Annotated in this window: 25 protein-coding genes and 1 pseudogene; 16 read left to right on the top strand and 10 right to left on the bottom strand. The window is 72.8% G+C overall.

Going from position 1 to position 26852, the window contains the following annotated elements; all coding sequences use genetic code 11:
* Window positions 1–22: 22 nt before the first annotated feature.
* On the bottom strand, window positions 23–1033 hold the full coding sequence (locus tag NYO98_RS03080) for a glycerophosphodiester phosphodiesterase family protein (protein WP_268110053.1): 1011 nt from the start codon (window positions 1031–1033) through the stop codon (window positions 23–25).
* A gap of 77 nt (window positions 1034–1110) precedes the next feature.
* Between NYO98_RS03080 and NYO98_RS03075 the strand changes: the two genes are divergently transcribed.
* The 3 genes from NYO98_RS03075 to NYO98_RS03065 all read left to right on the top strand — a co-directional run bounded on the left by NYO98_RS03075 (window position 1111) and on the right by NYO98_RS03065 (window position 5207).
* Window positions 1111–1653 carry a YbaK/EbsC family protein gene (locus NYO98_RS03075; RefSeq protein ID WP_268110052.1) on the top strand — a complete coding sequence of 181 codons (543 nt, stop codon included), beginning with the start codon at window positions 1111–1113 and terminating at the stop codon, window positions 1651–1653.
* Window positions 1654–1722: 69 nt separating this feature from the next.
* On the top strand, window positions 1723–3462 hold the full coding sequence (locus NYO98_RS03070; protein WP_268110051.1) for an ABC transporter ATP-binding protein: 1740 nt from the start codon (window positions 1723–1725) through the stop codon (window positions 3460–3462).
* Complete coding sequence (locus NYO98_RS03065; protein WP_268110050.1) at window positions 3459–5207, top strand: ABC transporter ATP-binding protein; 1749 nt, start codon at window positions 3459–3461, stop codon at window positions 5205–5207. The genes NYO98_RS03070 and NYO98_RS03065 overlap by 4 nt, the downstream gene beginning before the upstream one ends.
* Window positions 5208–5773: 566 nt before the next feature.
* Here NYO98_RS03065 and NYO98_RS03060 read toward each other — a convergent pair.
* Window positions 5774–6043, bottom strand: a complete 270-nt coding sequence (locus tag NYO98_RS03060; RefSeq protein ID WP_268110049.1) for a hypothetical protein — start codon at window positions 6041–6043, stop codon at window positions 5774–5776.
* 43 nt (window positions 6044–6086) lie between these two features.
* Here NYO98_RS03060 and NYO98_RS03055 point away from each other — a divergent pair, with 43 nt between their 5' ends.
* Window positions 6087–10433 carry an nSTAND1 domain-containing NTPase gene (locus NYO98_RS03055; RefSeq protein ID WP_326494413.1) on the top strand — a complete coding sequence of 1449 codons (4347 nt, stop codon included), beginning with the start codon at window positions 6087–6089 and terminating at the stop codon, window positions 10431–10433.
* 40 nt (window positions 10434–10473) lie between these two features.
* Complete coding sequence (locus tag NYO98_RS03050) at window positions 10474–11514, top strand: LLM class F420-dependent oxidoreductase (RefSeq protein ID WP_268110047.1); 1041 nt, start codon at window positions 10474–10476, stop codon at window positions 11512–11514.
* Window positions 11515–11552: 38 nt separating this feature from the next.
* Here the strand turns inward: NYO98_RS03050 and NYO98_RS03045 are convergent, their stop codons facing one another.
* Window positions 11553–12074 carry a hypothetical protein gene (locus tag NYO98_RS03045; protein ID WP_268110046.1) on the bottom strand — a complete coding sequence of 174 codons (522 nt, stop codon included), beginning with the start codon at window positions 12072–12074 and terminating at the stop codon, window positions 11553–11555.
* Between the two features lie 88 nt (window positions 12075–12162).
* On the opposite strand from NYO98_RS03045, the gene NYO98_RS03040 reads away from it, so the two are divergent.
* Both NYO98_RS03040 and NYO98_RS03035 read left to right on the top strand, forming a co-directional pair.
* The gene (locus NYO98_RS03040; protein WP_268110045.1) at window positions 12163–13311 is read left to right on the top strand and encodes an acyl-CoA dehydrogenase family protein; all 1149 of its coding nucleotides are present in this window, start codon (window positions 12163–12165) and stop codon (window positions 13309–13311) included.
* A gap of 31 nt (window positions 13312–13342) precedes the next feature.
* On the top strand, window positions 13343–13558 hold the full coding sequence (locus NYO98_RS03035; RefSeq protein WP_268110044.1) for an amphi-Trp domain-containing protein: 216 nt from the start codon (window positions 13343–13345) through the stop codon (window positions 13556–13558).
* Here the strand turns inward: NYO98_RS03035 and NYO98_RS03030 are convergent.
* Entirely contained in the window at window positions 13548–14447 is a 900-nt protein-coding gene (locus tag NYO98_RS03030; protein WP_268110043.1) for an alpha/beta fold hydrolase, read from the bottom strand. The two genes, NYO98_RS03035 and NYO98_RS03030, sit on opposite strands and share 11 nt — an antisense overlap.
* A 55-nt stretch (window positions 14448–14502) precedes the next feature.
* Here NYO98_RS03030 and NYO98_RS03025 point away from each other — a divergent pair, with 55 nt between their 5' ends.
* The 3 genes from NYO98_RS03025 to NYO98_RS03015 are packed head-to-tail and all read left to right on the top strand — an operon-like array spanning window position 14503 to window position 17399.
* Complete coding sequence (locus NYO98_RS03025; RefSeq protein WP_268110042.1) at window positions 14503–15300, top strand: DinB family protein; 798 nt, start codon at window positions 14503–14505, stop codon at window positions 15298–15300.
* A 23-nt stretch (window positions 15301–15323) separates the two neighbouring features.
* Window positions 15324–15704: a hypothetical protein gene (locus tag NYO98_RS03020; protein ID WP_268110041.1), complete on the top strand. Its 381-nt coding sequence runs from the start codon at window positions 15324–15326 to the stop codon at window positions 15702–15704.
* 57 nt (window positions 15705–15761) lie between these two features.
* On the top strand, window positions 15762–17399 hold the full coding sequence (locus NYO98_RS03015; protein WP_268110040.1) for a RecQ family ATP-dependent DNA helicase: 1638 nt from the start codon (window positions 15762–15764) through the stop codon (window positions 17397–17399).
* On the opposite strand, the gene NYO98_RS03010 is transcribed toward NYO98_RS03015, so the two are convergent.
* Complete coding sequence (locus tag NYO98_RS03010) at window positions 17392–18339, bottom strand: NAD(P)/FAD-dependent oxidoreductase (protein ID WP_268110039.1); 948 nt, start codon at window positions 18337–18339, stop codon at window positions 17392–17394. The genes NYO98_RS03015 and NYO98_RS03010 overlap by 8 nt on opposite strands.
* Window positions 18336–19553, bottom strand: a complete 1218-nt coding sequence (locus NYO98_RS03005; RefSeq protein WP_268110038.1) for an NAD(P)/FAD-dependent oxidoreductase — start codon at window positions 19551–19553, stop codon at window positions 18336–18338. Before NYO98_RS03005 ends, NYO98_RS03010 begins: the two co-directional genes overlap by 4 nt.
* A gap of 158 nt (window positions 19554–19711) precedes the next feature.
* Between NYO98_RS03005 and NYO98_RS03000 the strand changes: the two genes are divergently transcribed.
* From NYO98_RS03000 to NYO98_RS02990, 3 genes are all read left to right on the top strand, one after another.
* Window positions 19712–20065, top strand: a complete 354-nt coding sequence (locus tag NYO98_RS03000; protein WP_268110037.1) for a hypothetical protein — start codon at window positions 19712–19714, stop codon at window positions 20063–20065.
* 21 nt (window positions 20066–20086) lie between these two features.
* Complete coding sequence (locus tag NYO98_RS02995) at window positions 20087–20437, top strand: VOC family protein (protein WP_268110036.1); 351 nt, start codon at window positions 20087–20089, stop codon at window positions 20435–20437.
* Window positions 20438–20543: 106 nt separating this feature from the next.
* On the top strand, window positions 20544–20996 hold the full coding sequence (locus NYO98_RS02990; protein ID WP_268110035.1) for an adenylyltransferase/cytidyltransferase family protein: 453 nt from the start codon (window positions 20544–20546) through the stop codon (window positions 20994–20996).
* 226 nt (window positions 20997–21222) lie between these two features.
* On the opposite strand, the gene NYO98_RS02985 is transcribed toward NYO98_RS02990, so the two are convergent.
* The 3 genes and pseudogenes from NYO98_RS02985 to NYO98_RS21875 form a co-directional block, all read right to left on the bottom strand.
* Window positions 21223–22884 (bottom strand): MFS transporter, encoded by a 1662-nt coding sequence (locus tag NYO98_RS02985; protein ID WP_268110034.1) that lies wholly within the window; start codon window positions 22882–22884, stop codon window positions 21223–21225.
* A gap of 278 nt (window positions 22885–23162) precedes the next feature.
* Window positions 23163–23870, bottom strand: a complete 708-nt coding sequence (locus NYO98_RS02980; protein WP_268110033.1) for an MFS transporter — start codon at window positions 23868–23870, stop codon at window positions 23163–23165.
* Window positions 23871–24090: 220 nt separating this feature from the next.
* Window positions 24091–24720: pseudogene (locus NYO98_RS21875) on the bottom strand (MFS transporter); the annotation flags it as partial.
* A gap of 209 nt (window positions 24721–24929) precedes the next feature.
* Between NYO98_RS21875 and NYO98_RS02975 the strand changes: the two are divergent.
* Both NYO98_RS02975 and NYO98_RS02970 read left to right on the top strand, forming a co-directional pair.
* Complete coding sequence (locus tag NYO98_RS02975) at window positions 24930–25544, top strand: maleylpyruvate isomerase family mycothiol-dependent enzyme (RefSeq protein ID WP_268110032.1); 615 nt, start codon at window positions 24930–24932, stop codon at window positions 25542–25544.
* Between the two features lie 36 nt (window positions 25545–25580).
* Window positions 25581–25967, top strand: coding sequence for an HNH endonuclease (locus tag NYO98_RS02970; protein WP_268110031.1), 387 nt, complete (start codon window positions 25581–25583; stop codon window positions 25965–25967).
* On the opposite strand, the gene NYO98_RS02965 is transcribed toward NYO98_RS02970, so the two are convergent.
* Window positions 25927–26211 (bottom strand): hypothetical protein, encoded by a 285-nt coding sequence (locus tag NYO98_RS02965; protein ID WP_268110030.1) that lies wholly within the window; start codon window positions 26209–26211, stop codon window positions 25927–25929. The two genes, NYO98_RS02970 and NYO98_RS02965, sit on opposite strands and share 41 nt — an antisense overlap.
* A gap of 48 nt (window positions 26212–26259) precedes the next feature.
* On the opposite strand from NYO98_RS02965, the gene NYO98_RS02960 reads away from it, so the two are divergent.
* Window positions 26260–26784 carry a metallophosphoesterase family protein gene (locus NYO98_RS02960; RefSeq protein ID WP_268110029.1) on the top strand — a complete coding sequence of 175 codons (525 nt, stop codon included), beginning with the start codon at window positions 26260–26262 and terminating at the stop codon, window positions 26782–26784.
* Window positions 26785–26852: the final 68 nt, after the last annotated feature.

Here is a 26852-nt window from a genome sequence, read left to right as displayed (position 1 = left end):
GTGGTGAACGCCCCGTGAACCCTCAGCCGACGGCGGTCGCCGCCCGCTCCCGGACGACGGCCAAGGCCTCCTCGGGGTGGTCGGTGATCACCCCGTCCACCCCGGCGGCGAGCAGTGCCCGCACCTCCCCCGCCATGTCGCCGGGCGCGTCGGGCGCCGTGCCCCGGCGCAGGTTGGCGGGCAGGAACCGGTTCTCCGCCCGCACGGTCCAGGCGTGGACGGTGAGGCCCCGACGGTGCGCGTCGCGGACGAGGGACGACGGTGCGCCGATGGCCCCGTGCTCGTCGCGCGGCAGCACGAGGGAGGTGTGCGCGCCCAGCCCGTCGGCGTACTCGTCGATGCGGTCGAGCTCCTCGGGCGTCAGCCGGTGACCGCGCTCCAGCAGCTGCACGACGGGGAGCCTGGTCCGCTCGGCCAGCCGCCGCAGGACGGGAGCCTCGAAGGCCATCAGCGCGACGCGTGCCCACGGGTGGTCGAGACCGTGGCGGGCGAGCTCCCGCAGCAGCGGCACGTCAAGCGGGAGGCCGATCGCGTCGTGGTGGGCCGCGTGCTTGAGCTCGAGTGCCACGCCCACCGGCCGGCCCCGCCGGAGCGACTCCGCGCCGACCATCGCCAGCACCTCGGTCAGCGTCGGCACGCCCTCCGCGCCGTCGTACGTCGCGCTGCCGGGACGGGTGCCGGGCATCCGCTCGCGCGCCGCGAGCGTCTTGAGCTCGGGGAGCGTGAGGTCCTGGGCGAACCAGCCGTGCTGCTCCACCCCGTCGACGACCAGCGTGCGGCGCAGGTGGGCGAGCCCGGGGTGGTCGGCGACGTCGGTCGTCGCGCTGAGCTCGAGGTCGTGGCGTGCCACGAGCACCCCGTCGCGGGTGGCGACGAGGTCGAGCTCGATGTCGTCGACGCCCATCCGGATGGCGGTCCGGTAGGCGTCGAGGGTGTGCTCGGGACGGTGCCCGCTGGCGCCGCGGTGCGCAACCACGGCGGGGGTGGGGACCAACGACGAGGTCCTGTGCACCGCCTCGCGGGTCACCGTCATGGCACCACGCTGCCCGTGCCCGGGGACCGGACGGTGGTGCCGGGATGACGTCAGGATGAATGCCGCATGATGACCGCGTGACGCTCCCCAGCTTCCCGTCCCTGACGTCCCTGCCCGCCGCCGAGCACCCCGACCTCGTCGCCGCTCCCGTCGCCGACGCCCTCGCCGGGTGGGCGGGGGCGGCCGAGGTGGCCGTCGTCGCGATCGACCCGGACCTCGCCGACACGGCAGCGATGAGCGAGGCGTACGACATCCCGATGACCGCCAGCGGCAACTGCGTCGTCGTCTCCGGCGCGCGGGCCGGCGACGAGCGGATCGCCGCCTGCGTGGTGCGCGCGGACACCCGTGCCGACGTGAACACGCTGGTCCGCAAGATGCTCGACGTGCGCAAGGCGTCCTTCCTCCCCATGGAGCGCGCGGTCGCCGAGACCGGCATGGAGTACGGCGGCATCACCCCGATCGGCCTCCCGGACGGGTGGCGGGTGCTGGTGCACGACGCCCTGCTCGCCGAGCCCGTCGTCGTGGTCGGCAGCGGCGTACGACGCTCGAAGCTGCTGGTCCCCGGTCGGGTGCTGGCGGACCTGCCCGGCGCCGAGGTGGTGGCCGGCCTCGGTCGCTGAGCCCGCCCGTGCGTCCCCCTCCGGAAAAGGGTTCGCCGCGCACGAGCGCCGAAATCTAGGATCGGCCGGGTGCGCACGCTCCCCGTCCCCGACCCTGGAGTGGCGGACCACCGCACCCCGAACCACTTCCTCTGGTGGCTGGCGCGCCGCCAGTGGCAGACGCTCCTCGGCGGCATGTTCTTCGGGATCCTCTGGGGCGCGGCACAGGCAGTGATGCCGGCCATCCTCGGTCAGGCGATCGACCTCGGCGTGGCCGCGAAGGACACCCGGCAGCTCGTCATGTGGACCGGCGTGATGCTGGCCGTCGGCCTCGTCCAGGCGGTCAGCGGGATCATGCGGCACCGCTTCGCGGTCACCAACTGGCTGACCGCGGCCTACCGCACGGTCCAGCTCGTCACCCGGCAGGCCGTCCGGCTCGGCGGCACGCTCCCCCGCAAGGTGTCGACCGGCGAGGTCGTCGCGATCGGCACGAGCGACCTGTCCCACCTCGGCGGCCTCATGGACACCAGCGCCCGCTTCGTCGGGTCGATCGTGTCGTTCCTCCTCGTCGGCTTCCTGCTCCTGCGCACGTCGGTGACCCTCGGTCTCGTGGTGCTGATCGGCGTGCCGCTCCTGATGGTCGCCGTCGGCCCGCTGCTCAGCCCCCTGCAGGCGCGCAGCGCCCACCAGCGCCACCTGATGGGCGCGCTCGCCAACACCGCGAGCGACATCGTCGGTGGCCTGCGGGTCCTGCGCGGGATCGGCGGCGAGCAGGTCTTCCTCGGCCGTTACCGCCGCGAGTCGCAGGACACCCGGGCCGCGGGCGTCCAGGTCGCCCGCGTGCAGTCGGTGCTCGACGCGCTGCAGGTGCTCCTGCCCGGGATCTTCGTGGTGGTCGTGGTCTGGCTCGGCGCGCGCACCGCCGTGTCCGGGCAGATCTCTGCCGGCGAGCTCGTCGCGTTCTACGGCTATGCGGCGTTCCTGATGCTGCCGCTGCGCACGGCGACGGAGTTCGCCAACAAGTACATCCGCGCGCGGGTGGCCGCCCGCCGCGTGTGCATCGTGCTGGCGCTCCAGCCCGACGTGGTCGACCCGGTCGCGCCGCACCGGTCGCCGCCCGTCGGCAGCGTCCTGGCCGACGCCCGCTCCGGGATCCGCGTCGAACCCGGCCGGATGGTGGCCGTCGTCAGCGACCAGCCGGACGTCTCGGCGATGCTCGCCGACCGCCTCGGCCTGGCCGCCGCCCCGCCGGACGACGACGTCACGCTCGGCGGCGTACCCCTCACCGCGCTGCCGCACGACGAGGTCCGCCGGCGGATCGTCGTGTCCGACACCGGCAGCCAGCTGTTCAGCGGCCCGCTCGGTGAGGTGCTCGACGTGCGTGGCCGCGGGGGCGTGGAGGCCGCGCTGCACACCGCGTCTGCCGAGGACGTCCTCGACGGCCTCACCGACGGCCTCGACACCGTGGTCGCCGAGCGCGGCCGGTCGTTCTCGGGCGGGCAGCGCCAGCGGCTCGTGCTCGCGCGGGTCCTTGCCAGCGACCCCGAGGTGCTGGTGCTGGTCGAGCCGACGTCCGCGGTCGACGCCCACACCGAGGCGCGGATCGCGTCGCGGCTCCACGAGCACCGCGCGGGCCGGACGACGGTCGTCGTCACCGCCAGCCCGCTGCTGCTCGACGTCGTCGACGAGGTCGCCCTGCTCGTCGACGGCCGGGTCGTCGCCACCGGCACGCACACCGAGCTGCTCGCGACCCACGCCGCCTACCGCGCGATCGTGACCCGCGAGGTGGAGCCGGAGCTCGACGCCGAGCCGACGGTGGCGATCTCGTGAGCGTCGACACCCGACTTCCCGTGGCCGACGCCGCGTCCGTACGCCGCTACGCGCGCGACCTCGCCCGGCGCCACCCGCGGATGCTGTGGTCCGCGCTCACCCTCCACGTCCTGGCCGCCACGGCCGGCCTCGCGGCGCCCCGCCTGCTCGGCGGGCTCGTGCAGGCCGTCGAGGACGGCACCACGGTCGCGCACGTCGACCGCGTCGCGCTCCTGCTCGGGGGCTTCCTGCTCCTGCAGACGGTGCTCACCCGCTACGCCCGCTACCTCTCGCAGGTGCTCGGCGAGCAGGTGCTGGCCGAGCTGCGCGAGGACTTCGTCGAGAACGCGCTGGCCCTGCCGGTCGGGACGGTCGAGTCGGCGGGCTCGGGCGACCTGCTGACCCGAACGAGCCGGGACGTCGACCAGCTCGGCTGGTCGGTGCGGTGGGCGCTGCCCGAGTGGACGATCGCCGTGGTCACCGCGGTCCTCACGTTCGCGGCCGCGCTGTCGGTCGGCTGGTGGGTCTTCCTCCCCTGCCTGCTCGCGCTCCCGCCGCTGGTCGCCGGGCTGCGGTGGTACCTCAGCCGGGCCCGCCCGGGCTACGAGCGCGAGTCGGCGTCGTACAGCCAGATCACCACCACCCTCGCCGAGACGGTCGAGGGCGCCCGCACCGTGGAGGCCCTCGGCCTCGGGGCCGACCGGGTCGCGCGCGGCGACGCCGACTGCCGTGGCTCCTACGAGGCGGAGCGCTACACCCTGCGGCTGCGCACGGTCTTCTTCCCGTCGATGGAGATCGCCTACCTGCTGCCGGTGGTCGGCACGCTGCTGTTCGGCGGCTGGCTCTACACCCGCGGCCAGGTGTCGCTCGCGGAGGTCACGACCGCGACGCTCTACGTGCAGATGCTCATCGACCCGGTCGACCGGCTCGTCTCCATCCTCGACGAGCTGCAGGTGGGCGCGGCGTCGCTCGCCCGCCTGCTCGGCGTGGGCCAGGTGCCCGACGACCGCACCGTGTCGGGGGCCGTGCCGGACGGCGAGAAGCTCGACGCCGAGGACGTGCGGTTCTCCTACATCGACGGCCGCGACGTCCTGCACGGCATCGACCTCGACGTCGGCGTGGGCGAGCGCATCGCGATGGTCGGACCGTCCGGTGCCGGCAAGTCGACGCTCGGGCGGCTGATCGCGGGGATCCACCCACCACGCACCGGCCGGGTCACCGTCGGCGACGTCGGCCTGGTCGAGCTCCCGCTCGACGACCTGCGCGGGCACGTGGCGCTGGTGACCCAGGAGCACCACGTCTTCGTCGGGTCGGTGCGCGACAACGTCGTCCTGGCCCGTCCCGGCTCCTCCGACGACGCCGTGCGCGCGGCGCTGGAGGCCGTCGACGCGCTCGAGTGGGTCGACGCGCTGCCCGACGGCCTGGACACGGTCGTCGGGTCGGGCGGCCGCTCGCTCACCCCCGCCCAGGCCCAGCAGGTCGCCCTGGCGCGGCTCGTGCTCGCCGACCCGCACACACTCGTCCTCGACGAGGCCACCTCGCTGATCGACCCGCGCGCCGCCCGGCACCTCGAGCGCTCGCTCGCCGCCGTGCTGGAGGGACGCACGGTCATCGCGATCGCCCACCGCCTCTTCTCCGCCCACGACGCCGACCGGGTGGCCGTGGTCGAGGACGGCGTGATCTCCGAGCTCGGGCCGCACGACGACCTCGTCGCCGCCGGTGGGTCCTACGCCGCGCTGTGGGAGTCCTGGCACGGCAAGGGCTGACCAGCCGGCGGCAACCTCACGTCGGCCTCACCTGCGGCGGCCTGCCGTTCCGCGAGACCTGCCCGCAGTAGCGGCGGGCTTCTGGGGCTCGACGCTGTGCTCGAAGCCGACGTCCTGCGTCGGCGGGCCGACCTTGTCGCAGGCTGACGCGAGTAGCGTGCCGGCGAGCAGGATGCCCACGGCGAGTGCGCGACGCGAGCGGTTCGCGTCCATGACGGCCTCACGGGCCCGTCTCGAGGCCCGGGCGCCGGTCGTCGATCGAGGACCACTGCTCCCGAGGTGTCGGGCGCCCGCACCTGGGCTGGTCGAGGGACTGGTCGGTGCGCGGGAGACGTCGGAAGCACGGGGGGCCCACACCCGGGTCGATCCTGGTGAACGGCAGGTCACCCGCCGGCGGGGGCACATGGTGCGGGATGACCCTCTCGGGCGACGAGGCACCGTCGACCGGTAGGACCAGTATCGCGGCGATGGCGGCGACCCCCGCCACACCGGTGGCAGCCGGGAGCCACCACCAGCGCGGCGAGTCCGCGCCGATCGAGTAGGAGCTCATGACCTTCTCCGTGCGGTCAGCCGAGGCCGTTGTCGTTGAAGTCGAGGCGGGACAGGTTGGCGTCCCGGGCCGGCTCGGACTCCGACGGCGGGGCGGCCTCGCCGTCCCCGAAGTCGAGCCGGTGGAGGTTGGTCCTCACCGGGCCCTCCGGGGCCGGGCTGTCGCTCGGGCGGTCGTTGGTACCGCCGATGTCCTGGGCGGGCGGTTCCACGTCACCGCAGCCGGCGACGAGGCTGAGAGCAGCAGCTGCGGCCACTGCGACGACGACGTTCTTGATCTGGTTCATGGTGGTCTCCTGACCTGGTCCCTCCCGGGCCGGGCGGCTCGAGGTGTCCAGTGGCCCACGAGCCGGTACAGGTCAAGCTCACGCGCGGTATAGGCCGGGTACACGTCCCGTTGACCCACCCCTCGCGTCCGCGCACTCTGGCGGGGTGGGGATCAATGTCCTTGGTCCGCTGACCGTCGACGGACCGGGCCGTCTCGGCCCCCACGACCGAGTCGTACTGCAGGCCCTGGCCACACGGTTGGGGCAGCCGGTGCGGGCGGACGAGCTGGTCGACGCCGTCTGGGGCGAGCACCCACCCGCCTCTGCGCACAAGAACCTCCAGTCCTGCATCGTCCGGCTCCGCAAGGTGCTCGGCACGCAGGCGATCGAGACGTCGTCACACGGCTACGTGCTTGCCGTGCCACCCGATGACCTCGACGCCCACGACTTCGAGGCGCGCGTGCACCGGGCCCGCGCACTCCTCGCGGTGGGCGAGAACGACCGGGTGGCGTTCCTGCTCGAACAGGCCCTCGCCCGGTGGCGCGGGCCGGCCTTCGCCGACCTGCCGGAGTGGCCGCCGGCCCGCACGGAGGCCGGGCGGCTGGACGAGCTGCGCCTGGAGGCGCAGGAGATGCACGTCGACGCGATGCTGCGCAGCGGCCGGGCACGCGAGGCGCTCGGGGAGGCACACGCCCTCGTGCGGGCGGCTCCGCTGCGGGAGCGGCGGTGGGAGCTGCTGGTCCTCGCGCAATATCAGACCGGCGCCCAGGGCGAGGCCCTGCGCTCGCTGCGCCAGCTCCGGGCCGTCCTGGCACGGGAGCTCGGGATCGACCCCTCGCCGGAGATGGTGGCGCTGGAGCGATCGATCCTGAACCAAGACCCCAACCTCATGGCACCAAAGCCCCGCACCGGCACCGGCGAGTGCCCGTGGCAGGGCCTCAAGGCGTACGACGTCGACGACGCCGACCGGTTCTTCGGCCGTTCGCGCGACGTGCAGGCGTGCCTCGACCTCCTCGCGGCGGGCTCCTTCGCCGCGCTGGTCGGCCCCTCGGGCTCGGGGAAGTCCTCGATCATGCGCGCGGGGGTGCTGGCCGCGCTCCGCGAACGGGGACGCCCGATCGTCCTGGTCACGCCCACCGCGCGTCCGATCGACGCCCTCACCGCTCTGCCGGAGGACGCCGACGAACGCGCGGTCCTCGCAGTCGACCAGACCGAGGAGGTGTTCACCCTCTGTGACGACCCCGACGAGCGCAGGGACTTCCTCGACCGGCTGGCCCGGGAAGTCGCCAGGCGTCCGGTCGTCGTCACCCTGCGCGGGGACCGGCTGACGCAGGTCACCGAGCACCCGGAGTTCAGCCGCCTGGTCGAGCGGTCGCTCCAGCTCGTCGGGGCGCTGGACGAGGACGCACTTCGTGAGGCCATCACCGGCCCGGCCCAGATGGCGGGGCTGGTCCTCCAGCCCGGTCTGGTGGACCTCCTCGTGCGCGAGGTCCGCGACGACCCCGGGGCACTTCCCCTCCTCTCGCACGCCCTGCAGGAGACGTGGCGACGCCGCGAGGGCAACACGATGACCGTCGACGGCTACCACGCCAGCGGCGGGATCCATGGCGCCGTCGCCCAGTCCGCCGAACACCTCTACGCCAGCACGCCCCCTGACCAGCGGCACCTGCTGCGCGACCTGCTGCTGCGGCTGGTCTCGCCCGGCGGCGAGGGCGAGGCAGTCCGCACCCAGGTCCCGCGCCGGTTGATCGCGGCCGACGAGCCCCACGAGCAGCTCGTCGCGATGCTCGTCGACGCTCGGCTGGTGACCAGCGACGCGGGCGTCCTCGAGATCACCCACGAGGCCCTGGCCCGCGCGTGGCCGCGGTTGCGCGGCTGGTTGGAGGACGACATCGAGGGTCAGCGCATCCGCCACCACCTCAGCGGCGCAGCGGACGCCTGGGACACTCTCGGCCGCCCGGACAGCGAGCTCTACCGCGGGGTCCGCCTCACCCGCGCGCTGGACTGGCGGTCTCGGACGGACAGCGCGCTCACCGATGTCGAGCGTGACTTCCTCGACGCCTCACGAGTCCAGGCCGAGATCGAGGAACAGACCGCCGCCGAGCGGGCCCGCGCACAGGCCAGGCTGATCCGGCGTCTCAGGATCGTGCTCGGCGGAGCTGTCGTCCTCCTCGCGCTGGCCCTCGCCGCCGGAGGCGTCGCGGCCGTCCAGTCCGACCGCGCCAGTGAGAACGCCACCCGAGCGGAGCAGGCGGCTGTCTCGGCCGACGCTCGACGGGTCGGAGCCCGGTCCCAGCTCACCGACGACATCGGCCTGTCGTTGCTGCTCGCGGCCGCCGGCGTTCGGCTGGACGACTCGCCCGAGACCCGGGTCAACCTCATGACGGCGCTGGACAGGCAGCCGCAGCTCATTCGGTCGTCGCAGCCCGGCGGCAACTACCTGGAGGGCATGGACGTCAGTCACGACGGACGCTGGATCGCCTCCTCCGACGACCAGAACCGCATGCACCTCTACGACGCCGCCACGAACCGGTTGCTGCGCAGCTACGACGCCGGTCAGCCGGCCGCGAACCAACAGGCCTGGCTCATAGGGGCGTTCAGTCCCGACAGCAGCCAGCTCGCTGTCACCCTGACAGCCGTGCCGTCCACCGAGCCGGTGCGCCTCCTGGACCCAGAGACGATGCAGGTGACGGCCACGGCGCTCGCCTCGCCCAGCGGCAAGCCGGTCATCGGGACAGATGTCCAGTTCAGTGCGGACGGGCGCTACCTGGGTGCCACAATCTTGGATTCGTCGTCGATCGACCCGCTCGCACGTTCGTTCGCGGCGATCTGGGACCTGCGCTCCCCCTCCACACCACCTGTTCGCGTGCCGGCTGGGACAAGCGGCCAAGGTCTGGCGCTCAGCCCGGACGGCCAGACCCTCTACACGGCATGGCCGCTGACGGCGCGCGACGTGGCGACGGGCAAGCGGATCTGGCGGCGCAAGGACGTCACGTCGTGGTTGGCCCTCGACATCAACGCAGACGGAACCCTCCTCGCACTCGCGGACGATGCGAGCGGGAGGGACGCGTTGCTGGTGGACGCCGCCGACGGTTCGACCGTCGCTCGACTGCGGGGCCATCAAGCCCTGGTGCGAGACATCCGGTTCTCCCCCGACGGCAAGGTCGTGGGATCTGCCTCCGACGACGGCGAGCTCATCGTGTGGAACATCCCCACCGGCCGGCCACGGACGCGGTGGGACACGTTCGACCCATGGGGCGTCGGCTTCAGCCCCGACAACGACGTGGTCCACGGCGGTGGTGGCAGCGACTCGATGCTGCGCACCTGGGACCTGTCCGGGCGGGCGACATACCTCCGGCGGACCACCCAGGTCGTCGATGTCGAGAAGTTCACACATGCCGACCTCTCCCCCGACGGACAGCAGGCGGCCTACAGCTGGGTCGACGGTGAGGACAGGGGGTGGGTCAGGTTCGTCGACACCGTCACCGGAGACGCCACGCCTCCTGCCCGGTTCCCGGTGTGGGAGGGTGAATGGTTCAACGTCGTCGACGCATGGCATCCCGACGGAGGGCAGTACGCCGGGTACTGGTGCGACGACAATGGCTGCGCGAAGCCAGGCACTGTGACGATCGTCGACGCCGTCACGGGAAGACCCCTCCGGAGCACGCAGGACCTCCTGGGCGGCCGCGGCGACATCGAATCACTGGCCTACGTCGACGAGGGTGGCAGCCTGCTCGCGGGCCACGTCGACGGCACGACGAGCCTGCTCGACGCCGCGACGCTGCTTCCGACGGCTGAGCCCTTCGATGTCTCTGCAATGTGCTGCACCACCCCTCTCGGGGACGACAGCACGGCGATGGTCTACGCGTGGTCCGCCGACGCGGGCTTCACGCACTGGCGGGTGCTCGACCTCGGCACCGGTGAGGTGCTGTCCGAGGGAAAGGTCGACCTCTTCGCCCAGGCATCCGTCGCGTCCCCGGACGGCTCGACCGTTGCGGTGACGGGGGACACCGGCGAGATCATCACACTGGACATCAGGACCGGCGCGCAGCAGCGGTCTGCCGGCCTGGGTGCCAACGTGCTGTGGCTCGACTACTCCGGGGACGGCAAGCTGCTGGTCTCGGGCGCGGAGGACGGCGGGGTCAGTCTCTGGGACGCCTCGACCCTGGACCTGCTGGGCACCGTCCACCCACCCCGTCGCGGCAAGGCAGTCCCGGCTGGGGTGCAGTTCGTCGGCGACACCCACGACGTGACGATCGCGTCGTACGACGGACGGGTCTACCGCTGGGACACCGACCTCGACCGGGCCCTCGCCTTCGCGTGCCAGATGGCCGGGCGCGACCTGACGAGGGAGGAGTGGGCGGAGGTCCTGCCCGCACAACCGTACGAATCCGTCTGTCCGCAGGACTGACACACTTGCACCGTGACAGTGACACTGTCACGATTGCCGCATGCGTCTCGCCACCCTGCTCATGTACGACGGCAGCCTCCGCAAGGCGGCCGACGAGGTGGTCGCGCTGGAGCGGGCCGGCCTCGACAGCGTGTGGGTCGCGGAGGCCTACGGCTTCGACGCGCCCACGCTGATGGGCTACCTGGCCGCCAAGACGGAGACCGTGCAGATCGGCTCCGGCATCCTCAACATCTACTCCCGCACCCCGGGCGCACTGCTCCAGACCGCGGCCGGTCTCGACAACGTCAGCCAGGGCCGCGCGATCCTCGGCCTCGGGGTGAGCGGGCCGCAGGTGGTCGAGGGCTTCCACGGCGTGCCCTACCGCAAGCCGATGGCGCGCACCGCCGAGGTCGTCGACATCATCCGCCGCGGGCTCAAGCGCGAGGCGCTGTCGGCCGACGGGGAGTTCCACCTCCCGCTGACCAAGGACGACGGCGCCGTCACCGGTCTCGGCAAGCCGCTGAAGCTGCTGACCCGGCCCGAGCGCGACACCATCCCGATCTGGATCGCCGCGCTCGGTCCGAAGAACGTCGAGCAGACCGCCGAGATCGCCGACGGCTGGATCCCGCACCTCTTCCACCCGGAGAAGGCCCACCTCGTCTGGGGCGACGCCCTCGCGGCCGGCAACGCGAAGCGGCAGGAGGGCCTCGGCCCGCTGCAGGTCATGGCCGGCGGGATGGTCGCCATCGGCGAGGGCCCCGACACCACGTCCCTGCTCGACTTCGCGCGCCCGATGTTCGCGCTGTACGTCGGCGGCATGGGGGCCAAGGGCAAGAACTTCTACAACGACGTCGCCCGCGCCTACGGCTACGAGAAGGAGGCCGAGGAGATCCAGGAGCTCTACCTCTCCGGCAGGAAGCGGGACGCCGCCGCGCTCGTGCCCACCGAGTGGCTGGAGGCGGCCAACCTGGTCGGCCCGGCGTCGTACGTCAAGGAGCGGATCGAGGCATTCCGCGAGGCCGGTGTCACCGACCTCAACATCCACCCCGTCTCCGAGGACCCCGCGGCGACCGTCGCCCAGCTGAAGGAATGGGTGTCCTGAGCTTCCTCCACGCGCCGGTCGTCGTCATGCGGCCGCGTTCACCAGGGCCGGTCGAGCAGCCCCGCCGTACCGCGCTGCTGCTCGCCGAGGTGGGCGTCGAGCACCAGGAGCAGGCCGGTGAGGGCCGGCGTCGCCCACTGCAGCCACGCCAGCTTGCCGCGCGCGTCCTCGGCGACCTCGGGCTGCCGCGGGTGGCCGTGCTCACCGCTCGCGTCGCCGAGGCGCTGCCCGTAGACGTACGCCGCCGCGGACGAGGCCACGGCAGCGCCGGTGAGTGCCGTCTTGGCCACGACCGACGCCGTCGTCGGCGGGTGCGACACCACGCGGTTGCGGTTGTCGGCGAGGATCGCGATCCCGCTCAGCAGGTGCAGCCCGATCGCGGCGCCCTGCACCGGCCCCCACCGCTCCCACCCGGTGCCGGAGACCTCGACCCTCTCCCGCTCGGTGTCGGGCTCGCGCGCGGCCTGGTTGAGCCCGACCGCCCCCATCAGCGAGCCACCGAACCAGGCGGCGTTCGTGACGAGGTGGGTGGCGCGCACGGCGGTGCTGATGAGGGTCATCCCACCAACGTAGGCACGCCGCACCGGCGTCGCCTCACCCCCTCGGGGAGGACCACCGCCCCGACCGACCCGGCCCATCGGAGGAACCATGCCTGACCGACCCAGCATCCTCGAGGAGGAGCACGAGGACTTCCGCGCCGTGGCCCGCGCCTTCTTCGAGAAGGAGGTGGCGCCGCACCACGCCGCCTGGGAGGAGGCGGGCATCGTCGACCGCGAGGTCTGGCGCCGGGCCGGCGAGCGCGGCCTGCTGTGCTTCGACGTCGACGAGGCCTACGGCGGGCCCGGGATCAAGGACTTCCGCTACAACATGGTGCTCGCCGAGGAGTCGGCGCGCGCCGGGGCGTCCGGGCCGGGCTTCGCCGTGCACACCGACATCATCGTCCCCTACATCTCCTCCCTCGGGACCGAGGAGCAGAAGCAGCGCTGGCTGCCCGGCTGCGTCTCGGGCGACCTCGTCACCGCGATCGCGATGACCGAGCCGGGCGCCGGCTCGGACCTGCAGGGCATCCGTACGACCGCGGTCGACGCCGGGGACCACTACGTGCTCAACGGCTCGAAGACCTTCATCTCCAACGGGATCCTGTCCGACCTCGTCGTCGTGGTCTGCCGGACGAACCCCGACGCCGGCCACCAGGGCATCTCGCTGCTGGTCGTCGAGCGGGGCATGGACGGCTTCGAGCGCGGCCGCAACCTCGCCAAGATGGGGCTGCACGCCCAGGACACCGCCGAGCTGTCGTTCACCGACGTGCGGGTGCCCAAGGAGAACCTCCTCGGCGCCGAGGGCTCGGGCTTCGTCTCGCTGATGGAGAACCTCCCCCAGGAGCGCATCTCGATCGGCTGCATCGCCGTCGCCGCCGTCGAGCACGTCCTCGACCTCTGCCTGGCCTACGCCAAGGAGCGCACGGCGTTCGGCAGGCCGATCGGGACGTTCCAGCACAACCGCTTCGTGCTCGCCGAGATGGCCACCGAGGCCCACATCGCGCGGGTCTTCATCAACGACTGCGTGCTGCGGCTCAACGCCGGGGAGGTCGACACGGCGCTGGCGTCGATGGCGAAGTGGTGGACCACCGAGCTGCAGAAGCGGGTCGTCGACGCCGGCGTCCAGCTCCACGGCGGTTACGGCTACATGGACGAGTACCCCATCTCCAAGGCCTACACCGACTCCCGGATCCAGACGATCTACGGCGGCACGACCGAGATCCAGAAGGAGATCATCGGGCGGATGCTGGGCCTGTAGGCGGTTCGTCGCGATCGTCTACGTTCGGGGCATGGACCTTTTCGAGATGGACGAGACCCAGACCATGAGCCGCGAGGAGGCCGCCGCCCGGCTGCGCGCCCTCGCCGACTCGCTCGCCAAGCACAACTCGGTGGAGTTCTCCCGGGAGGGTGGCCGCGTCACCGTGGCCGTGCCCGACGAGGTGCGGCTCAAGGTCGAGGTCGAGCTGGGCGACGACAACGAGATCGAGATCGAGCTCACCTGGTAGCCCGCGCGTCCGACAGCACCTCGCGCAGGCGCGTGGCGAACTCGTCGGGCTTGCCGGTCTGGCCGTACTCACCGCCGAGGAAGCCGTTGTGCCCGCCGGGGAACACCACGGGCTCGACGCCCAGCTCGCGCGCGACGGCGTACGCCGCGCGCCCTGCGATCTCACCGTCCTCGGGGCCACCCGACTCCTCGCCGACGCCGAGGACCACGGTGGTCGACGCGTCCCGGATCGCGCCGAGGTCCGGGACACGGGTGCATCCCTCTCCCCGCATGTTGGCCATCAGCGGGTCGTCGCGGGACCCGTCGTCCTCGCCGGGCAGGCCGAAGGCCGCCGGGTCCGGGACCGGCTCGTCACCCGTCCACTCGCCGCGGTGCATGACCAGGCCGATGAAGCGCGCCATCCCGGGTCCGATGCCCGACGCGTCGTAGGCCGCGACCAGGTCGTCGCACGCGCGGCCGATGGCGTCACCGTCCGGCAGGAGCGGGGCCATCGGTGGCTCGTGCGCCACCAGGACGCGTACGTCGTCGGGGTGCGCGGCGACGAGGAAGAACGCGTTGACCGCGGCACCGGACGACGCGAACAGGTCGACCGGGCCGACGCCCAGCGCCTCGACGAGGGCGTGCAGGTCCTCGGCGTGCTGCTCGGGCGTCACCGCCGCCGTGGGGTCGTCGCGCGTGCTGCGTCCGGTGTTGCGCGGGTCGGTGAGGACGAGCACCCGGTCGGCGAGCCGGGCCGCGAGGCTGCCGAAGCCGGTGCTGTCCATCGGCGAGCCGGCCAGGACGAGCGGCGGCCGGTCGGGCGTCGCGTCGGCGAGGTCGCCGACGACGTCGAAGGACAGGACGGCCCCGGGAACCGCGACGGTGCCGGGCGTGCGGGGTGCGTCGGTCATGCCGCCATCATCGAACCGGTCGCGGATCGTCCGCAACGCCTCCTAGCCTGTGCGCATGGCCGACTTCTCCCAGCAGGACCTCTCCGGGTCGAGCTTCCAGCAGGTCGACCTCTCGCGCAGCACGTTCCACGGCGCTGACATGAGCGACCTCGACGTCCGCGAGGTCGACCTGAGCCGCACCCGGGTGCGGGCGGCGTACTTCGACGGCGTCCGGATGAGCGGCGTCGAGGTCCCCGACATGGAGATCAGCGGCGAGGTGCTGCGACTGGTGGTCAACGGGGTCGACGTCGTCCCGCTCGTGGAGGCCGAGCTCAACCGGCGGATGCCCGAGCGGGCGCTGATGTCGCCGACCGACGTGGCGGGCTTCCAGGAGGCGTTCGCCGTCCTCGACCGGCTGTGGGGCGAGACGCTGGTCCACGCGCGGGCCGTGCCCGCCGAGCGGCTGCACGAGCAGGTCGACGGGGAGTGGTCGTTCGTCCAGACCCTGCGCCACCTCGGCTTCGCGCACGCGTGCTGGGTCGGCGGCGTCGTGCTCGCGGATCCCTCGCCCTGGCACCCGCTCGACCTGCCGTGGGACGAGGCCCCTGTGCACGAGGGCGTGCCATGGGAGAGGCGGGCGCGGCCCGAGCTGCACGAGGTGATGGCCCTGCGTCGCCAGCGCCGCGCGACCCTCGCGGAGGTGCTCGACGGGCTGACCGACGCGGAGCTGGCCCGACCGGTGTCCTCGGCCACGCCCTTCCTCACCGACGCCACCGGGCTCACTGTCGCCGACTGCCTGCGCGTGGTCCTCAACGAGGAGTGGGAGCACCGGCTCTACGCGGAGCGCGACCTGGCGGTGCTGGCGTCACGCTGACCCGCGGGAGCACACTGGGGCCCGTGAGCGAGACGACCCGGACCGAGACCTTGGGCGTCCGCCTGGCCCGCGCCATCGCCGCCAAGGACGAGGTCGCGCTGCGGGCCGTCCTGGCCGACGACGTCGACTTCCGGGGGCTGACCCCCGGACGGACCTGGGAGGGCACCGGCCCCGACGCGGTCGTGGAGACGGTGTTCGGCTCGTGGTTCGAGCCGGCCGACGAGATCGAGCGAGTCGTGGACGTCTCCGAGCGGGACGACGTCGCCGACACCTCGCACGTCAGCTACCGCTTCGACCTGGTCACCCCGAGTGGCTCGTACGTCGCCGAGCAGCAGGTCTACTACCGTGGCACGGACACCATCGAGCACCTGCGGGTGATGTGCTCCGGCTTTCGGCCCAGGTGACGCGCCTCTCCCCAGCTTCGACTCATGGGCACCCCGCGCTGCGGGTACCCCTGCCGCGTGACGACCACCTCCCCCCGATCCTCCAGGACCGCGCGCGTGCGCGAGGCCGCCGAGAGCTGGTTCGGGCACCGAGAGCTGCTGCCCGGTCAGGAGGAGGCCGTGCAGGCGCTCCTCGAGGGGCGCGACGTGCTGCTCGTGGCCCCCACCGGCGCGGGGAAGTCGCTCGCCTACCAGCTCGCGGGGCTGCTGCTGGACGGCTGCACGGTCGTGGTGTCGCCGCTGCTCGCGCTTCAGCAGGACCAGGTGGCCTCGCTCGAGGAGGTCGGGCTGACTGCCGCCCGGCTCAGCTCCGCGGAGTCGGACGAGGAGCGCAGCCGGGTGCTGGCCGCCGCCCGCGCCGGCGACCTGCGCTTCCTGCTCCTCTCCCCCGAGCAGCTCGCCAACCCCGACGTGCTGGCCGAGGTCGCCGCGATCGAGCCGACCCTCGTCGCCGTCGACGAGGCGCACTGCGTCTCGTCGTGGGGCCACGACTTCCGTCCGGACTACCTGCGGCTCGGTGAGCTCGTCGAGCAGGTCGGGGCGCCCCGGGTGATCGCCATGACCGCGACCGCCGCACTGCCCACGCAGCAGGACATCGTCGACCGGCTCGCGCTTAGCGACGCGCTGGTCGTCCTCACCGGCTTCGAGCGCGACAACATCGCGCTCAACGTCGAGCGCTTCGCCGACGCCGACGAGCAGGCCGACCGCGTGCTCGCGATCGTCGACGAGCTCTCCGGCGACCAGGGCGGCCGGAGGGGCAGCGGCGTCGTCTACTGCCGCACGCGGAAGGGCGCGGAGTCGGTCGCCGCGTCGCTCGCCGAGCGGGGGCACCACGCCGCGGCCTACCACGCCGGGCTCTCCCAGAAGCGACGCGACGAGGTGCACGAGGCGTTCATGTCCGGTGACCTGCCGCTGGTCGCCGCGACCTCGGCCTTCGGGATGGGCGTCGACAAGCCCGACATCCGCTTCGTCGTCCACGCCGACGTCCCCGAGTCGCCCGACACGTACTGGCAGGAGGTCGGCCGCGCCGGCCGCGATCGTGCCACCGCGACGGCCGTGCTGGCCTACCGCGCCGAGGACCTGTCGCTCGGACGCTTCTTCACCACCCCGGTGCCGAAGCGCGGCGACGTGCGCGCGGTCGTCAGGGCGATCACCCGAGCGGGCAGCGACGACCCCCGCGAGCTGGGCGAGCACCTCGACTTCGGCCCGCGCAAGGCCGGGCGGCTGGTCAACCTGGTGCGCCTCGCGCGCGAGGCCGACGGGCTGGCCGACGACGCCGACGTGGCGACGGTGGTCGACGCCGTGGTGGAGCGGGCCGAGGCGCAGCGCAAGCTCGAGGGCTCGCGCGTGGAGATGATGCGGGCGTACGCCGAGACGGAGCGGTGCCGCAGCGCCTTCATGCTCGGCTACTTCGGCGCCGAGGTCCGCGACCGGTGCGGGATCTGCGACAACTGCGTGTCCGGCGTCGCGCCCGACGAGACCGCCGATCCGGCCGTGCCGTACGCCGTCGGGAGCACCGTGCGCCACGCCGAGTTCGGCCTGGGCACGGTCACCGACGTCGAGGAGGACCGCGTCACGGTCCTGTTCGAGGACGAGGGCTACCGCACCCTGGCGCTCGACCTGGTCGAGGAGCGGGGGCTGCTCGAGGTCACGTGAGCCGCTCCGCGAGCGCGCGCCCGAGACGTACGCCCGAGAGCCAGGCGGTCTCGACCTTGGGCGCCTCGCCCCACCCGTCGCCGCACACGCCGACCGGGCGGTCCCCGTCGACGAGGGCGTAGGGCTGCTCACGCCGGCCCGTGGGTCGGGCGAAGGTCCACCGGTGGACGTGGACGTCCTCCGGCTCGCGGACGTGGAGCAACCGCTGCACGGCCCGCAGCACCGCGGGTGCGGCACCTGCGGGGTCGTCGAGATGGCGCGCGGCCAGCCCGGGGGTCGAGTGCGCGACCAGCACCGGGGCGTCGTCCCCGCGACGCCGGCCGTCGTCGGCCACCCAGGCGACGTCGGGGTCGTCGTTGACGAAGGCGCCGTCGAAGCGGCCGGTCGGGCTGACGCCGTCCCAGGTGCGCTCGTTCCAGCGGCCGGCGACGGCGATGACCGGCTCCCACTCGCGACGCAGCTCCTCCCCGACCGGGTGGTGGCCCACGAGCCGGCGCGCCTGCGGATCGGGCATCGCGAGGACGACGGCGCCCGGGGCGAGCTCGTCGACCTCGTCGAGCGACCGCACGTCCTGCCGCTCGACGACCAGGTCGGCGGCGAGGTCCTCGACCAGCGACCGGAGGCCGTGCGGCGCCCCCCAGCGCATCGGGCCGTCCTTGCTCTCGGGGTCGCCGTCGCCGAGGGCAGTGAAGGTCTCGGTCCACTCCCGCGCCAGCCCCCGCGCTGCCCAGTCGTCGACGACAGCGGCGAAGCCCGGGTCCGACACGGTGAGGTACGACGCCCCCAGGTCGACACGACGGTCCCACAGCGTGCGGGCCGCCATCCGGCCGCCGGGCACGCGACCCCGGTCGAGGACCCGGGTGTCGAGGCCGGCGTCCCGCAGCTCCCGGGCGCACGCCACGCCGGCCAGCCCGGCGCCCACGACCACCACGCGCGTCACAGCAGCGCCTCGGCCGCACGCTGGCCGCTGACCAGTGCACCCTGGATGGATCCGGTGTCACGGTGGTCCCCGCAGACGACGAGGTCGCCGTGCCGGACCGGACGGGTCGTGCTGAACGGGACCGGCTGCGCCGGGAGGGCGTGCGGCACCTCGTGCCGGGCGACGACCTCCCAGCCCGACGGGTCGACGCCGAGCAGGTCACCTGCGTGGCGGCGCAACTCCTCGCTGTCGCCACCGTCCTTCACCAGGGCCGAGCCCTGGACGAGGTGGCGACCCGGCGGGGCGTACGACGGTGCGGCGCGCGAGACGACGGCGGCGTTGACGAGCGGGCCGACGGGGGTGCGTCGCGCGTCGACGTGGAGGAGGTCCGTGTCGGGGGCGCCCGGCGCCGACCACCAGAAGGTGACGACGCCCTTCGTCGCGGGCGCGGGCACGCCGGTGAGCTGGTGGGCCTCCGCCGCGCCGGTGGCCACGACGACGCGGTCGGCGGTCCAGGTGCCGTCAGCGGTCTCGGCCGACGTTGCGGTCACGCGGCGCACCTGCTGCGCGAGGCGCACCCGGTCGCCGAGGGTGGCCGCGAGCTGCTCCGGCAGCGCCTGCATGCCGGCCGCCGGCAGCGCGGGGACGCCGCGGACGAACATCCACGTGAGCAGGAGGGCGAAGCGGTCGGCGGTGCTGCCGTCGTCCTCGAGCAGCACTCCGGCGAAGAAGCGGTCGACCACCCGACGCAGCAGCCCGTCCGCGCCGGCGCGGTCCAGTGCCGTACGACGGTCGACGTCGGGGCGCTGCGCGACCACCTCGGCCAGCTCGCGTCCGGGTCGCGGTCGCAGCAGCGGGGCTGCCCAGCGGGCGAGCGCGGCGACCTCCTTCGGGTGCCGCGCTGCCGTGCGCAGCGTGGCCGGCATGAGCGCGGGACTGCGCAGCGGGTGGCCGAGGAGGTGCAGGCCGGTCTCGGTGCGGGCAGCGACCCCCGCCCCGAAGGGCTGGAGGCCGAGGGCGTCGACGTCGACCCAGCGGCGGACGGCCGGGTAGGCGGGGTTGAGCAGCTGGAAGCCGCGGTCGACGAGGAACCCGTCGACGCGGTCGGTGCGGATGCGGCCGCCGACCCCGTCGGACGCCTCGAGGACCACCACGTCGCGACCCGCTTCGGCCAGCACCTGCGCGCACCGCAGCCCGGCCAGCCCCGCGCCCACGACCACCACGTCGGCTCTCATGCGGCGACCCTAGGCCAGCCGGCCAACGCCCGGGCCGGCCGGCCGACGACCTGCCGCCGGCCGTTACCCAAGTCGAGCGACGACAACGGAGGAGACGTGCGCGAGGCTGGGACTGCCGTGACCGGTCCGTGTGGACCCGCCCGCAAGAGGAGGACGCGATGGTGTCGACGGACCCGCCCCGATTCGTGGTGGCGACGCACGTGAAGCCGGGCCGGGACGCCGACTTCGAACAGTTCCTGCGCGAGGTCGTGGCGCCCGCCGTGGCCAGGGTGCGAACGCACCAGGTCGGGAGGTGGCACCTCCACCGCCCGGCGGACGACCAGCCGGAGGGCGCGAGCCGGGCCTGGCTCATGACCTTCCACGGACCGTCCGCGTTGGACGACTGGAACCTGGAGCCCCTCTTCGACGAGGCCTACGGCACCGAGGCGTCGCAGGAGCACCTGGCGCACTCCTCGGACATGGTCGAGGGCGAGCAGGTCGTCTACGCGCTCTCCGGCGAGGTCGAGCTCTGACCCGGATTCTCCGGACTCGGCGTGCAGAGCCCCTTAAGGACTTGCGGGCGGATACGGGGATCTCATCGGGGCGGCCACGTACGACCGTCGGCTGAGGACATACAAGCAGCGCAGAGGCGAACTCAAGCGGACAGCACGCCGGATCGGGCTTGGGTCGAACCGGCGGGCTGGGGCGGCCCGAACCTGTGGTTCCAGAGGGTGCCCGAGCCGAAGTCGGCCAAGAACAGACAACACTTCGACCTGCGAGTAGTCGGTCATGTCGACGCGGAGGTGCGGCGTCTTGTCGACCTGGGCGCTGTCGAGCAGCGTCGACAGGGGGACCTGGTGGTCATGCAGGACCCAGAGGGCAACGAGTTCTGCGTCGAGTCCTGACGTCCGGATCGGACGCGATGGCTCGCGGATCTGCCGATTCGAGCGCGGTACCTTTCGACGAGCTGAGGGCACCGACGTCCTCACGTCGTTTGGGGACGGGATCGTGATGGTGGACGAGATCGGCGCTGCTGCACCACCGGCGTCCAAGGTCTACGTCGACATGGTCGGGGACCTGTTCCACGCTGGCCACGTGGCGTTCCTCCGAGAGGCCCGCGGCCACGGGGACTGGTTGGTGGTCGGCGTCCTGTCGGACGAGACCGTCGCCTCGTACAAGCGGCGTCCCATCATGACTCTCGGTGAGCGCGTCGCGGTCATCGAGGCGTGCAGGTACGTCGACGAGGTGATCGCCGACGCTCCCGACCGATTGACCGCGGAGTTCCTGGCCGAACACGCGATCGCGACGGTGGTGCACGGCGATGACCTGTCACTGGAGGGGGCGGAAAGCGTCTACGGTCCGGCCGTTGCCGATAGGCGCTTCGTGCGCGTCGCACGTACCTCCGCCATCTCCACGACGTCGCTCATCCAGCGGGTGCTGGACGCTGCCACCTCGGACGAGTGACTCGACCTGTCGGGCGGGGCGTGGCCGACGAGTCAGTGACACCCGGCAACACGCTCCGGATGATGAGCAGGATGGCCCACCCGGCGAGACCCGTCCACAGGAACTGTCGCCGAGACCAGCTCAGCCAGGGACGCTGCATGAGGTGACGCTAGTGGCGTCTCGCGCGAGACGAGACCCACAGGGTCGCCGTGCCGACCGGCGCAGACTTCTCGGTCGGCCGACCGCCTCATGCCTGGCTTCCGGCACCGGCCTCGTCGGTGTCGCCTGGGTCGTCGGGCAACCCGCGCGGCAGGTCCTTGGTGAAGGCCAGGGACAGGAGTGCCAGGAGTCCCGCTACCAGCAGCCCGGTCTTCAGGGCCTGCAGCTGGGCGGACTCGTAGCTGTCGACGAGCGCCTCCGAGGTCGGCTCGTCGAGCCCGGCGCTGAGGGCAGCGGCTGCGATCTGGTCCGAGGCGACGAAGTCGATGCCCGAGCCCGCCGCGACACCGACCTGCTCGGACACGGCGCTGTTGATCCGGTCGTCCTCGGAGATGTTGGTCAGGAAGTTGGTGGTCAGGCCGGACAGGACGATCGCACCCAGCAGGGCGACTCCGAGCGAGGACCCGAGCTGCTGGCCGGTGAACTGGAGTCCACCGGCCTCCCCTCGTCCCGAGGCGTCGACCGAGGACTGGACCACGTTGCCGAGCTGGGAGGCGATGAGGCCCATCCCGACACCGAGGACGGCCATCGAGAGGAGGAAGCTCGGGTTGTCCAGCTCGGGCTCGATCGTCGCCATCAGCAGGGTGGCCGCGAGTGCGGCGGTCGCCAGGCCGACCCGCACGATGGAACGGATCGAGGAGCGCGCTGAGAGTCGCGAGCCGGCTGCGGAGGCGATGAACATGGTGATGGACACCGGGAGCATCTGGACGCCGGTCTCCAGGGCGTCGAGGCCGATCACCAGCTGCAGGTACAGCGGGATCGTGAAGAAGATCCCCATCAGGATCAGGTTCTGGCTGAAGAGACCGATCAGCCCAGCGCGCAGCGGAGCGATCTCCAGGAGCGTCAGGTGCACCAGAGGATCGCGGCCACCGCGCTCCCTCCTGTCCAGCCACTGCGTGAACGCCCACAGCAGCAGCACTCCGGCCCCGACGACGAAGATCGTGAGCGAGAAGCCGAACGGCGTCAGCGGCGAGTCTCCCTTGGGCTTGATCCAGCCCCAGGCGCTCGACTGGAGGACCCCGAGGACGACCAGCCCCAGGCCCGCTGCGGACAACACCGTTCCGACGGTGTCGAGCCGCGGGGCCGGCCCGGTCCGGGCCGCGTCGGCGACCTTCGGCGTCATCACGAGGATCAGCGCCACCAGGACCACCTCGCCCGCGAAGATGATGCGCCACGAGTACTCCGTCGTGGCCCACCCGCCCAGGATCGGCCCCACCGCGATGCCCGCGCCGGCGACCCCGCCGATCACGGCGTACGCCACCTTCCGCGACGCGCCCTCGAAGTTGCCGGCGATGAGGGCGACCATGGCGGGTAGCACGAGCGCCGCACCCAGGCCCTCGAGGATCGACCATCCCAGCGTGAGGACGAGGACGGTCGGCGCCAGTGCCGTCATCGCCGAACCACAGGCGTAGACGACGAGTCCGACGACGAACGCGCGTCGTCGGCCGATGATGTCGCCGATCTTGCCGCCGGTGAGCATGAACATCGCCATCACCAGGCAGTACAGGGTGATCACGGCCTGGATCGTGGTCACCGTCGTGTCGAAGTCGTCCACCAGCGTGCTGATCGAGACGTTCATCGCCGACTGGTCCAGCACCATGACGAACTGGGCAAGGGCCAGGGCGACCAGCGGCAGCCAGCTCGTCCGCGACGTGGTGTCAGTCCTGGTTCGAGTCCTATCGACGGCCACGACGGGCCATCCCCTCAGCGGCCGATGCCGAGAGGATCCACGACAGCCCGCGGAGGGCGACGACACCCGGCACGCCGATGGCGAGAAGCTGCGTGGTCATACGTCTCCGTCCTCACGCCCGGTCTTGAGAGACTCCGGCCGCCGCCGCCTGTGCGCATCACCCGCCGCGGGTGCTTCGGTCACAGGCGCAGCGCCCTGGACAGCCGAGCGCCTCGTGGGGGCCCGGGCCGACATCGCGTGGCCGTGAGGCGGCGGCCGCCCCCAGAGGACTGCTCCCGTCAGTCGGCGGCGTCGGCCACGGGGGCCGCGTCGGAGGGGATGTCCTCCTTGTGCGCGTTGATGAAGACGGCCGCGACAACCAGGGCCACCGCGAAGAGGGCGGCACCCCAGGAGAACGCCACCTGGTAGCCGTGGATGAACGCGAGGGGCAGGATCTGCTGCCCCTCCTCGGGGCTGGCCGGTGGGTGGTCGGTGAAGTACGCCGTGACCGCCCCGGCGAAGATCGTGTTGAGGAGCGCCGTGCCGAGCGACCCGCCGATCTGCTGCGAGGTGTTCAGCACGGCGGAGGCGACGCCTGCGTCGTGGCTGCCGACCCCGACCAGGGAGGTGCTGGCCGCAGGGATGAACACGCCGGCCAGTCCGACCGACATGATCACCATCGCCGGGAAGACGAGCGCCCAGTACGACGAGTCCTGGTCGATCCGGGTCAGCAGCAGCATCCCGACGACGGCCATGGTGAGGCCGGGGACCATCAGCGCCCTCGGGCCGAGTCGTGGCAGCAGCTGGGCCACGATCCCGGCCGCGAGGATGATGCCGACGCTGAACGGCAGGAAGGCGAAGCCGGCCTCGAGCGGGGTGTACCCGAGGTTGACCTGGAAGTAGTAGGTGAGGAACAGGAACATCGCGAAGAGCCCGGCGCCCACCAGCAGGAACACCAGGAACGACCCGCCGAGGTTGCGGTCCAGGACGACGCGCAGCGGCAGCAAACGGGTTGCGGGCCCGCTGCTCCCACAGCACGAACGCGACCAGCAGCACGACCGCCGCCACCAGGAAGGTCAGCGTGCTCGGGTCGCCCCAGCCCTGCACCTCCGTCGAGGTCGGGTCGTCGGGGTGGGCGGATCGGGCGGCCTCGGTGAAGCCGTAGACGAGGCAGAACAGGCCCGTGGTCGCCAGGAGCACCCGCGGCACGTCGTACCTGGTGTCACCGTGGGCCTTGCTCTCGCGGACCAGGGGCACGGCCGCAGCGGCGACGAGCAGGGCGACCGGCACGTTGACGCCGAGGCACCAGCGCCACGAGGCGTACTCCGTGAGCACGCCGCCGACGATCAGGCCGATCGCGGCGCCGCCGCCCGCGAGCGCCCCGAACACCCCGAAGGCCTTGGCGCGCTCCCGCGGCTCGGTGAACGTGACCGTCACGATGGACAGCGAGGCGGGCGCCATCAGTGCTGCAAAGGCTCCCTGCAGGGCCCGGGCGGCGAACAACAGCTCCTGGTTGGGTGCGAGCCCACCCAGGGCGGAGGCGCCGGCGAACCCCAGGAGCCCGACGACGAAGGTGCGCTTGCGACCGGTGTAGTCGGCGATCCGACCACCCAGCAGGAGCAGTGCGCCGAAGGCGAGGGTGTAGGCCGTGACCATCCACTGCCGGTCCGCGTTGCTGATGTCCAGCTCCGCCTGCGCGGACGGGAGGGCGATGTTCACGATCGAGGCGTCCAGGATGATCATGAGCTGGGCGGCCGCCAGGACGGCCAGCGCCCACCAGCGACCCGGGTCCGGTGCGTCGGGATCCGACGGGTTCCCGCTGGGGTTCCCGCTGGGACGGGCAGGGGTCTCGCCCATGACGACTCCTCATCTCGCGAGCGGCCGCGGTGGTCCGCGTGCCGACCGAGCGGGACCACCGTCCACGCTGCCGCCGGCGGACCCGACCACCCTTCGTGGAAGACCCGGCGCGCAGGCTGGGTCAACCCCGGGATCGGCGAGGTCCACCCGACCCGGACCGGCCCGTCCGCGGCGGGACGCGGGACCGCACCGCGTCGTACCCTCCCGAGGTGGACTCTCCGTGGACGACCTCCTGCCGCGCGTTCGCCGCTGCTGCGGAGTGGTTCGTCGCGACCAGCGCGCTGGTCGGTGGCCGGTGGGACGAGCCGGGGCTGGGCGAGTGGGACGTCCGCAGCCTCGTCGGCCACACCAGCCGGTCGCTGCTGACCGTGGAGAGCTACCTCCGAAAGCCCGCGGCGTCCGTCGAGGTCGGGTCGACCGCCGACTACTACCGCGCGACCCGGGCCGCTGCCGCAGGCCCGGACGTCGCGGCGCGCGGACGTGAGGCGGGGCAGGTGCTGGGGACGGACCCCGCCGCTGCCGTCGCCGAGATCGCGTCGCGCGTGGTCCCCCTGGTCGCCGCCTGCGCGGGCACCGAGGTGATCACCACGATCGCCGGCGGGATGCGGCTGGCGGACTACCTGCCGACCCGCACGTTCGAGCTCGTCGTGCACACCGCGGACCTCGCGGCCGCACTGGGCGTGCCGACGGAGCCTCCCCCGTTCCCGGCGGCGCAGGCGTTCGAGCTGGTCGCACGACTGGCGGTCGACGCGGGGCTCGCGTCGCCGCTGCTGCGTGCCGCCACGGGTCGGGAGGGACTTCCTCCGGGCTTCACGGTGCTGTGACGCGCCTCGGGCCCGCGCCACCCCTACCCTGACGCCATGCCAGCGTCCCGTACCCGTCGCGCGCGAGCAGCCCGCAAGCGCCAGCGCCGGATGGCGAGCGTCGAGCACGACCTGAGCCCGAACGAGTGGACCGCGCTGCAGGAGGCGTGGGGCGGGTGCGCCTACTGCGGCGCGACGGGCGGACCGGTGCAGAAGGACTGCGTCCTGCCGATCTCCCGCGGCGGTCGCTACACGCTCCTCAACGTCGTCCCCGCGTGCGCGTCCTGCAACGCGAGCAAGTGCAACGACGAGGTCACCGGCTGGCTGCGCCGCAAGCGGCTCGACGAGCGCGCCTTCCTGGTCCGGCTGGCGACCGTCCAGGCCGAGCTCCGGCAGCAGCCGGCTACAGGGGCGTGTCCCCCGGCACCACCCGCAGCACGCTGAGCGTCCCGGCCTCCCGACCCACCACGACCTTCTCCCCGTCGAGCCTCTCGAGCGCGGCACGCACGTCGTCGACCTCGAGGCGGGTGTCGACCGCGATGTCCGCGTCGCGCACGGGCACGGCCGTCTCCGGCCACTCGGACGAGTCGACCTCGAAGGGGTCGAAGTCGGTCTGGGCCGCCGACCACAGCTGCAGCGCGGACTCGGCGACCATGTCGTCGAGGGTGGACTGATCGGGGGTCGTCATGCCTCGACGGTACCCATCCCGCTTCGGCCGACCGGGTTGACTGGACCCATGGCGACCCGGCTCCTGCTCCTGGCGGACACGCACGTGCCGAAGCGTGCCCGCGACCTGCCGGCCGAGGTGTGGCGGGCCGTCGGGGAGGCCGACCTCGTCGTCCATGCCGGCGACTGGGTCGACGTGCGCCTCCTCGACGAGCTCGAGGCGCGCTCGGCCCGCCTCGTCGCGTGCTGGGGCAACAACGACCACGGCGAGCTCCGCGAGCGGTTGCCGGAGGTCGCGCGGGTCGAGGTCGACGGCGTGCGCCTCGGCGTGGTCCACGAGACCGGGCCGGCGAAGGACCGCGAGGAGCGCATGCAGGCGACGTACGACGACCTCGACGTGCTCGTCTTCGGCCACAGCCACATCCCGTGGGACACCGTCACGACCAGCGGCCTCCGGTTGCTCAACCCCGGCTCCCCCACCGACCGCCGCCGGCAGCCGCACTGCACGTACATGACCGCGACGGCCGCCGACGGCGGGCTCGGCGACGTCGTCCTGCACCGGCTCCCGCCTGGGGACACGGTCGTCCGGCCCTAGCCAGCACGCGGCGGGGACTCCATGATGTGACCCCCGCCACAGCACGGGCCACACGACCGAAGCACCCG

The sequence above is a fragment of the Nocardioides pini genome (assembly GCF_026712185.1).
GTDB lineage: Bacteria > Actinomycetota > Actinomycetes > Propionibacteriales > Nocardioidaceae > Nocardioides > Nocardioides pini.
The sequence above is the reverse complement of the archived record's forward strand: the minus strand, read 5'-3'. Positions and strand labels throughout refer to the sequence as shown.

Excerpts from the sequence above, each read along its gene's own strand:
- NYO98_RS02960 (WP_268110029.1), top strand. The coding sequence starts at position 26,260 with ATGGCGACCCGGCTCCTGCTCCTGGCGGACACGCACGTGCCGAAGCGT.
- NYO98_RS03000 (WP_268110037.1), top strand. The coding sequence starts at position 19,712 with ATGGTGTCGACGGACCCGCCCCGATTCGTGGTGGCGACGCACGTGAAG.
- NYO98_RS02970 (WP_268110031.1), top strand. The coding sequence starts at position 25,581 with ATGCCAGCGTCCCGTACCCGTCGCGCGCGAGCAGCCCGCAAGCGCCAG.
- NYO98_RS03030 (WP_268110043.1), bottom strand. The coding sequence starts at position 14,447 with ATGACCGACGCACCCCGCACGCCCGGCACCGTCGCGGTTCCCGGGGCC.
- NYO98_RS03080 (WP_268110053.1), bottom strand. The coding sequence starts at position 1,033 with ATGACGGTGACCCGCGAGGCGGTGCACAGGACCTCGTCGTTGGTCCCC.
- NYO98_RS03025 (WP_268110042.1), top strand. The coding sequence starts at position 14,503 with ATGGCCGACTTCTCCCAGCAGGACCTCTCCGGGTCGAGCTTCCAGCAG.
- NYO98_RS03040 (WP_268110045.1), top strand. The coding sequence starts at position 12,163 with ATGCCTGACCGACCCAGCATCCTCGAGGAGGAGCACGAGGACTTCCGC.
- NYO98_RS03045 (WP_268110046.1), bottom strand. The coding sequence starts at position 12,074 with ATGACCCTCATCAGCACCGCCGTGCGCGCCACCCACCTCGTCACGAAC.
- NYO98_RS03035 (WP_268110044.1), top strand. The coding sequence starts at position 13,343 with ATGGACCTTTTCGAGATGGACGAGACCCAGACCATGAGCCGCGAGGAG.
- NYO98_RS03060 (WP_268110049.1), bottom strand. The coding sequence starts at position 6,043 with ATGAACCAGATCAAGAACGTCGTCGTCGCAGTGGCCGCAGCTGCTGCT.
- NYO98_RS02990 (WP_268110035.1), top strand. The coding sequence starts at position 20,544 with ATGGTGGACGAGATCGGCGCTGCTGCACCACCGGCGTCCAAGGTCTAC.
- NYO98_RS02965 (WP_268110030.1), bottom strand. The coding sequence starts at position 26,211 with ATGACGACCCCCGATCAGTCCACCCTCGACGACATGGTCGCCGAGTCC.
- NYO98_RS03050 (WP_268110047.1), top strand. The coding sequence starts at position 10,474 with ATGCGTCTCGCCACCCTGCTCATGTACGACGGCAGCCTCCGCAAGGCG.
- NYO98_RS03005 (WP_268110038.1), bottom strand. The coding sequence starts at position 19,553 with ATGAGAGCCGACGTGGTGGTCGTGGGCGCGGGGCTGGCCGGGCTGCGG.